Origin of the sequence: Guyparkeria hydrothermalis (genome assembly GCF_023555375.1) — a bacterium.
Classification (GTDB): Bacteria; Pseudomonadota; Gammaproteobacteria; order Halothiobacillales; family Halothiobacillaceae; genus Guyparkeria; species Guyparkeria hydrothermalis.
In genome coordinates, this window is sequence record NZ_JAJSEE010000001.1 from 1 (window position 1) to 13,954 (window position 13,954).

Here is a 13,954-nt window from a genome sequence, read left to right on the forward strand (position 1 = left end):
GTTCGGTTGTTCCTCCAAACAGCGTAATAGGGTGGGAGCAGGCCATTCCATTAAGAATGCCCACCAATCGGTGGGCATCGTTCCTCAGCGTCAACGAAAACCGAGACGCGGAATCAGGCCGTCGCCACCTCGACACCCCGCTCCTTCTCGGTAAGGCGCTGGTCGGCAAAGATCGTCCGATAGAAGTTGTACGCCATCAGCACGAACCCAACGAGGAAGATCGCCCCACCGAGCGCGCGCACCACGTACGGGATATGCAGGAAGGCGACGGTCTCGACGAAGGTATAGGCCAGGTTGCCGTACTGGTCGAAGGCCCGCAGCATCAGCCCCTGCCCCACGCCGGCGACCCAGAGCGCGACGATGTAGAGCACGATCCCGATGGTCGCGAGCCAGAAGTGGACGAACACGAGCCGCGTGGAATGCAGCGGCTTGCCCCAGAGCCTCGGTACCAGGTGGTAGAACGAGCCGATGGTGATCATCGCCACCCAGCCGAGCGCGCCGGAATGGACGTGGCCGATGGTCCAGTCGGTGTAGTGAGACAGCGCGTTGACCGATTTCAGCGACAGCATCGGCCCCTCGAAGGTGGACATGCCGTAGAACGCCAGCGCGGTGATCAGGAACAGGATGATCGGGTCGGTACGCAGCTTCTCCCAGGCCCCGGAGAGCGTCATGATGCCGTTGATCATCCCGCCCCAGGACGGCAGCAGCAGGAGGATGGAGAACGCGGCGGCGAGCGTGGAGACCCAGTCGGGCAGCGCCGTCCAGTGCAGGTGGTGCGCACCGACCCACATGTACAGGAACGACAGCGCCCAGAAGTGCACGATGGACAGTCGATACGAGTAGACCGGCCGCCCGGCCTGCTTGGGCACGAAGTAGTACATCATGCCGAGAAAGCCGACCGTCAGGATGAAGCCCACCACGTTGTGCCCGTACCACCACTGCGTCATCGCGTCCTGCGTGCCGGAGAACACCGAGTAGGACCCCCACAGCGAGTACGGCACCTGCAGGTTGTTGAACAGGTGCAGGATCGCCGTGGCGAGGATGAAGGCGAGATAGAACCAGTTGGCGACGTAGATGTGCGGCTGGCTGCGCCGCAGGATGGTGCCGAAATAGATCGCGAAGTACGCGGTCCAGGCGATCAGGATCAGCACGTCGATCGCCAGCGGGAACTCCGCGTATTCGCGCGACTGGCTGTGCCCGACGACCAGGCTGGCCACGCCCACGACCAGGATCAGCTGCCACAGCCAGAACAGGGTGTGGTGGACGGAGGAACTGCCCCACAGGCGCGCCTGGCAGGTGCGTTGCACTACGTAGAACGAGGTGGCGATCAGGGCGTTGCCGCCGAAGCCGAAGATCACCAGGTTGGTGTGCACCGGGCGTAGGCGACCGAAGGTGATCTCGGGCACGCCGGCGTTAAGTGCCGGCCAGGCCAGTTCGCTGGCGATGTACACCCCCACCAGCATGCCGATCACGCCCCAGACGATCGAGGCGACGGTAAACCACTTGATCAGGTCGTACTCGTAAACCTCCGCCCCGCCCCTGGCGGCCGGCGCGGCGTTCGTGACTGTCGCCATGGTGACCCCTCCGTTCAAACAACGACTTATTGATTGATAGCAATACCATATAGGTATGTCAAATGCAGGTTTCGGGATGCAGGCGGAAAACCACCCGGTTGCCGCTGGCGCGCGTGGCGATCCCTCACAGGGGATCAGGTGGGCGTGTGGGAGCGAGCCTTGCTCGCGAAAGCCGCTGTGCGGCTGTCTCGCTCTGAGGAAAGCACGTCGGGCACGTCTTTGAGCAGGAATCAAGGGCTGGCAATCCCCGGGCCCCTGTGCCTTGCCTCGTCAGCGCTGGCTTGCCGGGTCGGCGCCACAGGGACGTGGCGCCGAGGTTCAGCACGACAGGACGTCGTGTTGAACCGACCCGACAGCAAGGCAGCGCTGACGAGGGAAGCCCGAAGGGCCAAGGCGCCGGGGTGTCCTTGTCTTTGGGTACTTTCTATTGGACAAGCAATAGAAAGTACCTCGGGCGTTAGCAACGCGGTGCGATCGAAACCGCCCAGCGAAACAAACGCCCGAAATCGTTCCACCTCCACCAGAAAGCGCGCAACCCCGACACCTCAATCGGGTAGACCCGTCCCAGCAAGTCGGCCATTCGGCCGACGTTGGGCTGAAGCCCAACCTACGGCGCGAGACACACGCCGTTGGCGCGTTTCGCGAGCGGGGCTCGCTCCCACAGCGGGGTACGGGTGGCGCCGCTCGGATGAGAAGCAAGGGTGGATTGCGGGCAGGTGGTCGTCGGTGGGTTTCGCGCCTGACGGCGCTCCTACGGTGGTGGGTGGCGTGGACGGCACGTCGCCGCTCCGGGGCCACCGCCCTGCCCCGGCGGCCCGAATCCGCTAAGGTAGGGTCCGATCCCGGCGAACCCACGATCCGTCACGGACAGACTCGATGAACAAGTTCCAACTCCTGTACGGCCGGCTGCTGGGCGACGTCGGCACGGTCTTCTATCTCTCGGTGCTGATCATCGCCGGCTTCGTCACGGTCGCCGCGCTCTTCCCCGACGACGTCGAGCGGGTCGCCAACCAGGTCCTGGACTACACCGCCAACAAGATGGGCTGGATGTACCTGCTGGCCACCAGCGGGTTCGTGATCTTCATCCTGTTCCTGGGCCTGTCGAAGTTCGGCAACATCCGGCTGGGGCCGGACGAGGAGCCGCCGGAATTCAGCTTCAAGAGCTGGCTGGCCATGATCTTCTCCGGCGGCATGGGCGTCGGCCTGGTGTTCTGGGGCGTGGCCGAGCCGATGATGCACTTCAACGAACCGCCACTGGGGCTCGACGAGCCGCGCACGGCCGAGGCGGCGCAGACGGGCATGCGCTACGCCTTCTTTCACTGGGGGCTGCACCAGTGGGCGAACTTCGCGCTGGTGGGGCTGGCGATCGCCTACATCCGCTTTCGTCACAACGCGCGCGGCCTGATCAGCGAGACCTTCCGGCCGATGCTGGGCAACCGCGTCGACGGCGGCTGGGGCGTGGCGATCGACACCCTCGCGGTGGTCTCGACCATCTTCGGGGTCGCCACCACGCTGGGCCTGGGTGCCTTGCAGATCAACAGCGGGGTGGCGCGCTTCGAGGGCATCGAGTACGGCACCTCGACGCAGATGATGATCATCGCGGGCCTGGGCGTGCTGTTCACCATCTCGGCGATGACACCGCTCAAGGCCGGTATCCGCTACCTGTCGAACCTCAACATGATCATCGCGATCGGGCTGTTCCTGTACGTGATCCTGTTCGGGCCGACGGCGTTCATCTTCCAGGAGTTCACCCAGACGATGGGCGAGTACCTGGGCAATATCGTGCAGATGAGCCTGGTGACCACGCCCTACTCCAGCGAGCACTGGGTCGAGCAGTGGACGATGTTCTACTGGGCCTGGGGGCTGTCGTGGGCGCCGTTCGTGGGCTCGTTCATCGCACGGATCTCGCGCGGGCGGACCATCCGCGAGTTCGTGCTGGGCGTGATGATCGTGCCGGTGGGCCTGAGCATGCTGTGGTTCGCCGCCTTCGGCGGCAGCGCGATCCATCTGGAGCTCTACGAGGCGGCGGGGATTGCCGACGCGGTGGCCCGCGAGGTGCCCGCCGGGCTCTACACCACCCTCGAGCAGATGCCCTGGGGCACCTACGCGGGCCTGGCGGCGATCGCGCTGGTCTGCGTGTTCGTGATCACCTCGGCGGATTCGGCCACCTTCGTGCTGGGCATGTTCACTTCCAAGGGCGTGCTCAACCCGACGCGCTTCGTGCGCGTGCTCTGGGGCCTGCTGCAGCTGTCGATGGCGATCGTGCTGCTGCTCTCCGGCGGACTCGAGGGGCTGCGCACGGTGTCGATCATCGCCGCCTTCCCCTTCATGCTCCTGATGGTGCTGATGGCCTTCGCCCTGCACCGGGATCTCACCCAGGAGTTCTGGCAGCGCGAGGAGAAGGAGCGCCTGATTCGCCAGCGGGTCGAGAATCTCTTGCTGCGCGAGTCCGAGCGGGAGGCCGAACGCGCCGCCGCCGAGGAGGTGCACCCCTCCGCCCCGGACACGGTCCTCGGCCCGGAGGAACCCCCGCGCGTGGGGCTGGGCGACCACTCGGAGATGCCTGGAGACACACCCAAACCGAACACCGAGCCCACCCCCGGGGGTTCGAGGAATTCGGATTCGACCCATTAGGCAGGCATGCTCTCCGACCAGCGAGTCGACGAGTAGGACGACGACATGACTCCCTACGCCTATTTGGCCATCGCCATCATTCTCGAGGTCGTGGCCACCAACGCGCTCAAGGCAACGGATGGCTTTACTCGGCTAGGACCGAGCGCACTGGCAATCGCGGGCTACGGTGGTGCGTTCTTTTGCCTCGCGCTCGCCCTGCGGAGCATTCCGGTCGGGGCGGCCTACGCCATCTGGGCCGGGGTGGGAATCGCTCTCGTCGCCCTGGTGGCGGCAGTTGTCTACCGGGAAGTACCCGACCTACCCACCTTGCTGGGCATGGGGTTGATCGTGGCTGGCGTCGTATTAATCAGCCTTTCGGCAAACTAGCGTAGCGATAGGCCCGGTTGCGCCCGCCGGCCTTGGCCTGATACATGGCCTCGTCGGCCTGCTTGAGCAGGATCTCGTCGTCGAGAACGCCTTCCTGCGGGTAGAAGGTATAGCCGATGCTCGCCGTGACCTGCAGCGTCGCCCCCTCGATCCGACGCTCGCGGGCCGCCGTCTGGACCAGCCGGTTGATGATCGGCTCGGCATCCGCCTCCTGGTCGAGGCCGCTCAGGATGATGACGAACTCGTCGCCGCTGATGCGCGACAGGGTGTCGGTCTCGCGCAGCTGGGCACCGAGGTCCTTGGCCACGTCGATCAGGAGCTTGTCGCCCATGTCGTGGCCGTGCTCGTCGTTGACCGCCTTGAATCCGTCGAGATCGAGGAAGGCCAGCGCCAGGGTGCCGTGATTGCGGCGTGCCGCCGCCATGGCCTGCCGGAGGCGATCGGCCATCAGCACGCGGTTGGGCAGGCCGGTCAGGGCATCGTGGTTGGCCCGGTGCTCGAGCTCGCGCTGGTAGTTCTTGATGTCGGTGATGTCCGAGGCCAGCGCGATGTAGTTGCGCGGTCGGCCCTCGGCGTCGTGCACCAGGCTGATGGTCAGCCGCTCGGCGAACAGCTCGCCACTCTTGTGCCGGTTCCACAGCTCGCCGCTCCAGTAGCCGGCGGTGCGCAGGCGCTCGCGCATGTGGCGATAGAACTCGCGATCGTGGGTGCCGGACTGCAGGAACTTCGGCGTGTGGCCGATCACCTCGTCGCGGCGCCAGCCGGTCATCTCGGTGAACGCGGCGTTGACGTCGATGATGCGCGCGTCCAGATCGGTGATCAGGATGGCCTCGCGGGCGTGCACGAACACCGAGGCGGCCAGTTGCAGGTCCTGCTCCATCTGCTTGCGGGCGGTGATGTCCTGGTGCGTGCCCCACATGCGCCGCGGCTCGTCCGCCTCGGTCCATTCCAGCACCCGGCCGCGCGTGAGCACCCAGACCCAGTCACCGTCCCGGTGCTGCATGCGGACCTCGGCCTCGAACTCGTCCCGCTCGCGCCGGAAACAGGCCTGCAGGGCCGCGTCGGCCCGCTCCAGGTCGTCCGGGTGGACCAGGCCCTTCCAGGTTTCGATGGTGGTGGGCTCGAGATCCGGGAGTCGATACCCGAGCATCTCGGCCCAGCGCGCGTTGAATACCGTCTCGCCGGTCTGGATGTTCCATTCCCAGGTGCCGACGTTGGTGGCCTCGATCACGTTGCCCAGGCGTTCGCGTTCGCGCTCGAGCGCCTGCTCGGCCCGTTCGCGCTCGGTGATGTCGTGGACGATCACGAACATCCGGCCGCGGTGGCGGTGATCGGTCAGCGGGGTGACGTGCACCTCGACGCGACGCTCCTCGCCCGAGCGCAGCCGGTGGGTATGCAGATGGCAGTGACCGCCGGTGATCCCGCCCCGGCAGACCTCCTCGAACTGCCGGCAGCGGTGCGCCCAGAGCCGGTCGATCGGATGACCGACCAGTTCCTCGCGCGGCCAGCCGTAGAATCCGGCCGCGGCCTGGTTGGCATCCAGGATCTCGCCGCTCTCGAAATCGATCAGCAAAAGTACCGAGGCGTTGTCCTCGAAAAAGCGCCGGAAACGCTCCTCGCTGCGACGCAGGGCGATCTGGCGGAACACCAGCGCCACGGTCAGCAACCCGACCAGCACCATCGCCAGCGCCAGGATCAGCAGCTCGTTGCGGTGCTGTGCCCAGATATCGGCCCAGGTGATGTCGTTGGCGCGCTCGAACGGCGGCAGACCCAGCTCGCGCGTGACGCGCTCGACCGGCAGGTAGTCGGCCGGCGGGCCAAAGCCGGCAATGCCGGCCGTCTGGGCGGCCGGATCGTCGACGTTGAGGCTGAACAGCGCCGCGGCAATCTGGCGTTCCAGCGCCAGTCCGACGTGGGGCATCGTCACCAGCGGCCACTCGGGGTAGAGCCGGGTCGAGACCAGGTACGGATAGTCGCCCAGGTGCTGACGGTTGATCACCTTGAGCACCCGCGGATCGATGTGGCCGCGATCGATCAGGTCCTGCAGCACGCCGGTACGGATGAAGCCCGCCTCGGCCTGGCCGTCGAGCACGGCACGCACCACCGCGTCGTGACTGCCGAGGAAATCGAACATCGCCGATTCGCGCAAGTCGATTCCGGCCTCGAACGCCTCGAACAGCGGTGCCTGGTAGCCGCCGAGAAACCGCTCCCCGGGGGCGGCGATCACGCGCCCGGCCAGGTCGGCCAGCTCGTCGATCTCGGCCGAATCGCGCCGCGCGATGATCACCCCGCCCAGGCTGCGGGTGCTGCGGCCCCGGTGCTGGGTGACCAGGGTGCCCAGGACGCCGGACAGCGCGTTCTCGCTGCGCACCAGCTCGTAGTGGGTGGGCGTGGTCAGCAGCAGGTCGATCTCGTTGCGCTGAATGGCCCGGTCCAGGTGGTCGAGATCGAGCACGCGCATCTCGAACTCGGCCGACTCGATCGAGGCATTGAGGTAGTCGACCAGCGGCCCGAAGCGCAGCTCCATCAGGGGCACCGGGCGAACGGCGAAGATGCCCAGCACCAGTCGCTCGCCCGACGCGGCCAGCGTGACCATCGGCGTGCTCACCAGCACGCACAGGGTCAGCCCGCGCAGGAGTCTCGCCGCGAGGGAGGCGACCCCGCCGCGGTTGGCATGCCCGTTGGTCCGATCAGATTGCACGCGCGTGCCTCCGCGGCAGGAAGGCATCCGTGAACCAGTCGCCCTGCAAGCCGCCCGACGTGCCGATCCGGCGCTGGAGTTCGGCCGCCGCCACGGTCAGGCGCGAACCGGCACTCAGATAGCGCTGGTTGGCAAGTCGATCCGGCAGCAGCACACCCCCCAACGCCTGGCGGACGTCGCCGGGCGAGACGGACTCCACGTCGGCGATCCGGTAGAGCGCGTCCTGGCGGTTGAAGCGCAGGTGTTCGAGTGCCCGGAAATGCGCGTCGATCAGGCCGAGCAGGGTGTGCTCGACGTGGTGGATGCAATCGCGGCGCACGGCGAGCACGTCGAAGATGGTGTCGGGGAAGTCGCGGCTGTCGGCCATGCGCACGGCACCGAGGCGACGCAATCGGGCGACCGTGGGCTCGTAGCTGACCAGCGCCTCCACGTCGCCGACCTCCCAGGCGGCCACGTGGCGGTCGATCGGCAGGTCCACCACCGTAACCTGCTCGCGGCTCAGACCGGCCTTGTCCAGTACCCGGTCGAGCAGCATGGCGCCAACCGCCGACCCCTCGGCCCCGATGCGTTTGCCTTCCAGCTGCTCCAGGCGCTTGATCGATTCGTCGACCACCAGCGCATCCGCCCCGGCCGAGACGTTGAACACCATCACCACCACCAGGTCCATGCCCTGCACGCGCGCGCGGATCACCTCGTCAAGGGTCAGGGCGGCGGCATCGGCCTCGTGTTTCTGCAGGGCGGCAAGCGACTCGGAGGCCGACTGGCGGCGGGTGAGCGTGGCCGCCTCGGGCAACCAGCCGAAGCGTTCGGCCAAATACAGGGTCTCGTAGCCGATCCAGGGGTGGTAGGAGACGCGCAAGGGATCGTCCTGCCGACACCCGCCGAGAAACGGGAGCATTCCCGAGACGCCAAGGGCAAGCGGGGTCAGGGCGAGAAAACGTCGACGATCCATGCGTGGCGTGGTCCTAAGCGGCCTCCGATTGGCCGGATAGTGAAGGGCATACGCCCGGGCGAATCCACTATATCAACCGACGATTTCCGGGCAACCAGTAGTCGACTACGCATTCCCGCCCCGCCACAACGGGCTGTTGCGCCCACGCAAAAAGCCCACGCCAGTGACGTGGGCTTTGGACTCGCGTTGCCTGGTCCGGTCAGGGCTTGACGGTAGTCAACCCCAGGGTGTGCCAGAGCTGCATGCCGCCCCGGTACCAGTAGATCTTGTCGGCCGGGTAGCCCATGCCGACCAGGGCCCGGATATTGGTCGGCGACTGGCCGCACCAGGGACCGTTGCAGAACAGCACCAGCTTCTTGGCCTCCCGGAAGTCGAACAGGCCGCCGGTCTTCTTGACGTCGAACTCGTCGATCAGCAGCGTCTCGGCGACGAACGGATCGAAGGTCGATGATTCGGGATGCAGCTGCGTCCACGGGATGTTCTGCGCACTCGGGATGGTGCCCTTGGTGAACCAGTCCGGGGTGCGCGAATCGATCAGCAGGAACTCGTCCTCGCCCATCGCGCGGTCGGCGAGCATCTCCAGGAGCTCGATCTCGCCAATGGTGTGCACGCCCGGCAGCAGCTGCATGGGCTGGACGCAGAACGGCGGGCATTCGCGACTGGTCTGGGTGTAGTCCTCGGCAATGCGACCGTCCGGGTCCTGGTCGCGCTTGATCACGACCTCTTCGCCCTCGTGCATCACGGTGACCGATTCGAGGTCAGGGGTGACCTTGACCTTCATTTCCTCGGCGCCCACCACGCCGGCGGCGGCGAGCAGTGTCGCGCCGATCAACCAGGCTGGCTGTTTCATGGCTTGCCTCCCCTTTCTCGTGAGATCTACCAGGGAGTCTAGGCGGGAGAATCGCGACTTGCAGGCGGGTGAATGGGACGCCCGCGGATCAACGCGGCTCAAGCGAGGCGCTGGACCGTCTCGCCCCGACCGATGCCGTAGTAGTGCCAGCCCTCGGCCTTGAGGCGGTCGGGGTCGTAGAGATTGCGCCCGTCGACAATCACCGGCGCGGTGAGCGATTCGCGCATCAAGGCGAAGTCCGGCGCGCGGAAGGCCTTCCACTCGGTGCAGATCACCAGGGCATCCGCGCCCTTGAGCGCGGCATCGCGCGTGCCCACCAGGGCGAGGTCGTCCCGGTGGCCGTAGATGCGCTGGGTTTCCTCCATCGCCTCGGGGTCGAAGGCCTGCACCTTCGCCCCGGCCGCCCAGAGCGATTCCATCAAGGTGCGCGACGGGGCCTCGCGCATGTCGTCGGTGTTGGGCTTGAAGGCGAGCCCCCACAGGGCAAAGGTCTTGCCGGCCAGTGCCTCGACGCGGCCGTAGTGCGCGACCAGCATCTCGAACGGGCGGTGCTTCTGGCGACGGTTGACCGCCTCGACGGCATCCAGCAGCAACGGTTCGTGGTCGACCGAATGGGCGATGCGCGAGAGCGCCTGCACGTCCTTGGGAAAGCACGAGCCGCCGTAACCGCAACCCGGATAGATGAAGTGATAGCCGATGCGCGGGTCGGAGCCGATGCCGAGACGCACCTGTTCGATGTCCGCCCCGAGGCGTTCGGCGAGGTTCGCCAGCTCGTTCATGAAGCTGATCTTGGTCGCCAGCATCGCGTTGGCCGCGTACTTGGTCAGCTCGGCCGAGCGCAGGTCCATCACGATCACGCGGTCGTGGTTGCGGTTGAACGGCGCGTAGAGCTCGCGCATCACCGCCTCGCTGTGGGGATCAGAGGTGCCGACGATGATGCGATCGGGCTTCATGAAGTCGTTGACCGCCGCCCCTTCCTTGAGGAATTCGGGGTTGGAGACGACGTCGAAGGCCAGATCCACGCCACGCCGGGCGAGCGTCTCGGCGACCACCTCGCGCACCTGGTCGCCCGTGCCCACCGGCACGGTCGACTTGTCGATGATGATCTTGGGCGCCTCCATGTGCTCGGCGATGGTCGCGGCCACGGCGCGCACGTACTGGAGATCCGCCGAGCCGTCCTCGTCCGGCGGCGTGCCCACCGCGATGAACTGCAGCTCGCCAAAGGCGACACCCGCGGCGGCATCGGTGGTGAAGTGCAGCCGGCCCTGCTCGTGGTTCTCGCGCACGATCGGCTCGAGACCCGGCTCGTAGATGGGGATGATGCCGTCGTTCAGGCGCGCGATCTTGCCCGGGTCGACGTCCACGCAGGTGACCTCGTGGCCCACCTCGGCGAGACAGGCCCCCGTGACCAGACCGACGTAGCCGGTGCCGAAAATCGTGACCTTCATGCTGGATTGGTTCCTTCGTCGTTCATGTCCCCGGCCGCCTCGATCACGTCGCGCACCTCGAGAAACAGGGCGCGGCTGGCCTTGCCGTATTCCTCGCGCGCGGCCTCGGTCCGGGCCGAGCGCTGCAGCTGACGCAGGTGCTGGACGTCGACGGCCGGGTAGCTGTCTATAAAGCGGGTAATCGCCTCGTGGTCCTCGATCAGCGCGTCACGCCAGGCCTCGGCCTGCATCTGCCGGCGCTGGTTTTCCGGCGAGTTGGGGTCGAGCCGACGCAGGGCCGTTTCGATGGCCTCGACGTCCTCCTCGCGCATCAGGCGGCCGATGTACTGGCGCTGGCGCTTGGCCGCGCCCCGCGAGCGAGTCGCCTTGAGCTGGTCGACCGCGTCGCGCAGGCGATCGGTGATCGGCAGGCGGTCGAGCGCCTCGCTGTCCAGCTCGGCCAGCCCCACGCCCAGCGCCTGGGCGGCGTGCGCCTCGCGCTTGACCTGGGACTTGCTCGGGCCGAGGTATTCCTCGTCGTGCTCGCCGATCGAATCGGGCGGCAGGTGGTGCTCGGACATGGGTCGCTCCCGGCGATGGACGTCAAAGGCGGGATTCTACCCAATTCCGAGCCGGTGTCGGCGCCCGCCGGTCCGTTACTCCGACCCGCAGCCTGGCGGTCAGACGTTACGGGGCGATGACTCGAACGGGTTGAGCTTCCAGATGCGCGCGTTGAGCAACGCGGCGAAGGCGACCCAGAACCAGTAGGGCACCAGCAGCCAGGCGGCAAGCGCGCTGACCTGGGCGAACAGCCCGATGGTGAGGCTCAGCACCAACCACAGCACCAGGATGTCGACGAGCCCGGCCACGATGCGCCGGCGACCGAAGAACAGCCAGGACCAGGCGGCGTTGAACAGCAGTTGGACGAGGTAGAGGATCAGGCCGGCCCTGCGGGCGGTCGACTCGTCGGCCATGAATACCCGCCAGGCAGCCACCGCCATCAGGAGATAGAGCACCGCCCAGGCGATGGGAAAGACCTTGTCCGGCGGCGTCCACGACGGCTTGGCCAGTTCGCGGTACCAGCCATCGGGGCGGAAGATACCGCCGGTCAGGGCGGTGAGCGCGACCAGGACGATCGATCCCATCAGGACCGCGATGGATTCGAGCATGGGAGTCTCCCCTCAGCGATTCGTTGGCATGAGCCTAGTCGTCACGACCGCCCCGTGCCGCGAAGCGACCGCGAACCACGTGGACTCAATCGGACGACGTCACGGTGAAAAGCTCGGCGACCAGTTCGGTGGCGTAGCTGCCCGGCGGCAGGGAAAACGCGAGTTCGACCGCGCCGTCCTCGACCCCGTACTCGAGGTCGGTTACGCGTACGGCCAGTGGACGACGGTCGGCCTCCACCCGCCAATCGCTCAGCCATTGCCGCCAGGTCGCCTCGCCGAACCGGGCCAGCATCTCGGTGGCCAGGGCATTCTCGCGGGCCGCCACCCCATCACCCGCCGGGGAGGCACCCTCGCCCCACAACGGGCCGGTGGGCATGACGTCGCCCTGCGCCAGCCGCGCCTCGAGCACGTCGAGCTCGTCGGCCTCGGCGAGGAAACGGCTGCGCGAACCGGCCAGTTGCAGCAGGTCACCGGGCTCGACCCGGTCGATGCCACCGCTGGCAACCCGGTCGGCCAGCACGCGGTCGAAGATCGCCGAGCGCAGCGTGGACAGCAACCAGTTGCGCGCCTGGCGCTTGGGGCGCCCCGTCCGGATGCCCTGGCCCCACTCGACCAGGCCGCGCAGGTTGCCGAAATACCGCCCGTAGCGCTGTTCGCCGAAGTAGTTGGCCATGCCGCGCGAGGCGAGACCCGGGGCCCGTTCGGCCAGGTACCCCGCCAGGTCGGGCGCCTCGCTCTCGTGGACGGGCGCGACGTCGTGCAGGCGCAAGCGGAATCGATTGGCGCGGTGGGTGCCACGGCGCAGTTTTCGATCATGGCGATCGAGCGCCAGCAGGCCGACGCCCGCCTCCGCGCAGGCCCGTTCGAAGGCCGCCGGATCGAAGGATTCGTGCGGAACGCTCAGCCACTGGGTGGTGACCGCGTGGCGATCCTTGAGCCCCGAAAAGCCGATGTCGCGCGCCCGCGTGCCGGTCACCTTGGCGATCCAGTCGACCAGCGCGCCGGTGGCCATGTCGCGCTTTTCCAGGCGCATCAGCCAGTGGTTGCCCGCCCCGCTGGGGTCAAAGCCGAGTTCCTCGTCCACGCGGAAGGACTCCGGGCTCTGCTTGAGCCCGGCCTGCCAGGCGGGTGAACCCGCAAGCCGCGGTCGCGCAGAGCCCGGCGCCCCCGGCCAGTCCAGCGGCGGCTGCACATCCGGCTGGCCGGCGCCGTCGACCTCACTCATCGACAAGCGTCGCGGTCCAGTCGATCGTCTCTCCGCTCAGGAACGGCACGACCACGTCGCCGCCGCAATCGATCGGTGCGGGGACCGTCTGGGCCTTGCGTTCCAGGCGCAGGCGACGCTCGTTGACCGGCAGGCCATAGAACCGTGGCCCGTTGAGGCTGGTGAACGCCTCGAGCCGATCGAGCGCGCCCAGCCGGTCGAAGACCTGGGCGTAGAGCTCGACGGCCACCGGCGCGGTGAAGGCCCCGGCACAGCCGCAGGCCGACTCCTTGGCGCCCTTGGGGTGCGGGGCGCTGTCGGTGCCCATGAAGAACTTGCCGGACGGATCGACCGCCGCCTCGAGCAGCGCCTCGCGATGCTTCTCGCGCTTGAGGATCGGCAGGCAGTAGTAATGCGGGCGGATCCCGCCGGCGAGCATCGCGTTGCGGTTGAACATCAGGTGGTGCGCGGTGATGGTCGCGCCGAGGCGTTCGCCCTGGGAGCGCACGAAGGCCACGGCCTGGGCGGTGGTGATGTGCTCCATCACGACGCGCAGGCTGGGGTAGCGTTCGAGCATGGGCTTGAGGACGCGCTCGATGAACACCGCCTCGCGATCGAAGATGTCGACCGCCGGGTCGACCACCTCGCCGTGCACGCACAACGGGAGGCCGGTGCGTTCCAACGCCGCGAGCACCGATTCGATCGCCAGCGGATCGGTGACCCCGTTCTCGGAGTTGGTGGTGGCCCCGGCCGGGTAGAGCTTGACCGCGTGGACGTGCGGATCGGCCGCGGCCTGCTCGATGTCGGCGGCCGTGGTGCGATCGGTCAGGTACAGGGTCATCAACGGCTCGAACCCGCTGTCCGGGCCAAGCGCGGCGAGGATACGGTCGCGGTAGGCCCGCGCCTCGCTCACGCTGGTCACGGGCGGCACCAGGTTGGGCATGATGATCGCCCGGCCGCACTGGCGCGCGGAGTAGCCGGCGACGGCGTCGAGCATCGCCCCGTCGCGCAGGTGCAGGTGCCAGTCGTCCGGCTGGCGAATAATCAGTTCATCCACAGACAATCCTTAATGGGATC

11 protein-coding genes are annotated in these 13,954 nt (G+C 67.2%); 2 read left to right on the forward strand and 9 right to left on the reverse strand.

From position 1 onward, the window contains the following. Positions 1-113 precede the first annotated feature (113 nt). Entirely contained in the window at positions 114-1,574 is a 1,461-nt protein-coding gene (gene ccoN, locus LV475_RS00005) for a cytochrome-c oxidase, cbb3-type subunit I (protein ID WP_136866859.1), read from the reverse strand. Between the two features lie 876 nt (positions 1,575-2,450). Between ccoN and LV475_RS00010 the strand changes: the two genes are divergently transcribed. Next, entirely contained in the window at positions 2,451-4,208 is a 1,758-nt protein-coding gene (locus tag LV475_RS00010) for a BCCT family transporter (RefSeq protein ID WP_250105514.1), read from the forward strand. A 45-nt stretch (positions 4,209-4,253) separates the two neighbouring features. Then, a complete protein-coding gene (locus tag LV475_RS00015) occupies positions 4,254-4,574 on the forward strand; it encodes a DMT family transporter (protein ID WP_250105515.1) in 321 nt (106 codons plus the stop codon). Here the strand turns inward: LV475_RS00015 and LV475_RS00020 are convergent. The 8 genes from LV475_RS00020 to pyrC form a co-directional block, all read right to left on the reverse strand. Then, a complete protein-coding gene (locus LV475_RS00020; RefSeq protein ID WP_250105516.1) occupies positions 4,555-7,275 on the reverse strand; it encodes a PAS domain S-box protein in 2,721 nt (906 codons plus the stop codon). The two genes, LV475_RS00015 and LV475_RS00020, sit on opposite strands and share 20 nt — an antisense overlap. Next, complete coding sequence (locus LV475_RS00025; protein ID WP_250105517.1) at positions 7,265-8,227, reverse strand: ABC transporter substrate-binding protein; 963 nt, start codon at positions 8,225-8,227, stop codon at positions 7,265-7,267. Before LV475_RS00025 ends, LV475_RS00020 begins: the two co-directional genes overlap by 11 nt. A gap of 199 nt (positions 8,228-8,426) precedes the next feature. Continuing rightward, positions 8,427-9,077, reverse strand: a complete 651-nt coding sequence (locus LV475_RS00030; protein ID WP_156574067.1) for a rhodanese-like domain-containing protein — start codon at positions 9,075-9,077, stop codon at positions 8,427-8,429. Between the two features lie 98 nt (positions 9,078-9,175). After that, entirely contained in the window at positions 9,176-10,525 is a 1,350-nt protein-coding gene (locus LV475_RS00035) for a UDP-glucose dehydrogenase family protein (RefSeq protein ID WP_156574069.1), read from the reverse strand. Beyond that, complete coding sequence (gene yjgA, locus LV475_RS00040; RefSeq protein WP_250105518.1) at positions 10,522-11,085, reverse strand: ribosome biogenesis factor YjgA; 564 nt, start codon at positions 11,083-11,085, stop codon at positions 10,522-10,524. Before yjgA ends, LV475_RS00035 begins: the two co-directional genes overlap by 4 nt. Before the next feature lie 99 nt (positions 11,086-11,184). Further along, positions 11,185-11,673 (reverse strand): TspO/MBR family protein, encoded by a 489-nt coding sequence (locus LV475_RS00045; RefSeq protein ID WP_136866867.1) that lies wholly within the window; start codon positions 11,671-11,673, stop codon positions 11,185-11,187. Between the two features lie 85 nt (positions 11,674-11,758). Further along, positions 11,759-12,898, reverse strand: coding sequence for a tRNA pseudouridine(13) synthase TruD (gene truD / locus LV475_RS00050; RefSeq protein WP_136866868.1), 1,140 nt, complete (start codon positions 12,896-12,898; stop codon positions 11,759-11,761). Continuing rightward, a complete protein-coding gene (gene pyrC, locus LV475_RS00055) occupies positions 12,891-13,934 on the reverse strand; it encodes a dihydroorotase (RefSeq protein ID WP_250105519.1) in 1,044 nt (347 codons plus the stop codon). Before pyrC ends, truD begins: the two co-directional genes overlap by 8 nt. Between the last annotated feature and the right edge of the window lie 20 nt (positions 13,935-13,954).

Coding starts and splice junctions, on each gene's coding strand:
- LV475_RS00030 (WP_156574067.1), bottom strand. CDS start 9,077: ATGAAACAGCCAGCCTGGTTGATCGGCGCGACACTGCTCGCCGCCGCC.
- LV475_RS00010 (WP_250105514.1), top strand. CDS start 2,451: ATGAACAAGTTCCAACTCCTGTACGGCCGGCTGCTGGGCGACGTCGGC.
- ccoN (WP_136866859.1), bottom strand. CDS start 1,574: ATGGCGACAGTCACGAACGCCGCGCCGGCCGCCAGGGGCGGGGCGGAG.
- truD (WP_136866868.1), bottom strand. CDS start 12,898: ATGAGTGAGGTCGACGGCGCCGGCCAGCCGGATGTGCAGCCGCCGCTG.
- LV475_RS00035 (WP_156574069.1), bottom strand. CDS start 10,525: ATGAAGGTCACGATTTTCGGCACCGGCTACGTCGGTCTGGTCACGGGG.
- LV475_RS00045 (WP_136866867.1), bottom strand. CDS start 11,673: ATGCTCGAATCCATCGCGGTCCTGATGGGATCGATCGTCCTGGTCGCG.
- LV475_RS00015 (WP_250105515.1), top strand. CDS start 4,254: ATGACTCCCTACGCCTATTTGGCCATCGCCATCATTCTCGAGGTCGTG.
- yjgA (WP_250105518.1), bottom strand. CDS start 11,085: ATGTCCGAGCACCACCTGCCGCCCGATTCGATCGGCGAGCACGACGAG.
- LV475_RS00025 (WP_250105517.1), bottom strand. CDS start 8,227: ATGGATCGTCGACGTTTTCTCGCCCTGACCCCGCTTGCCCTTGGCGTC.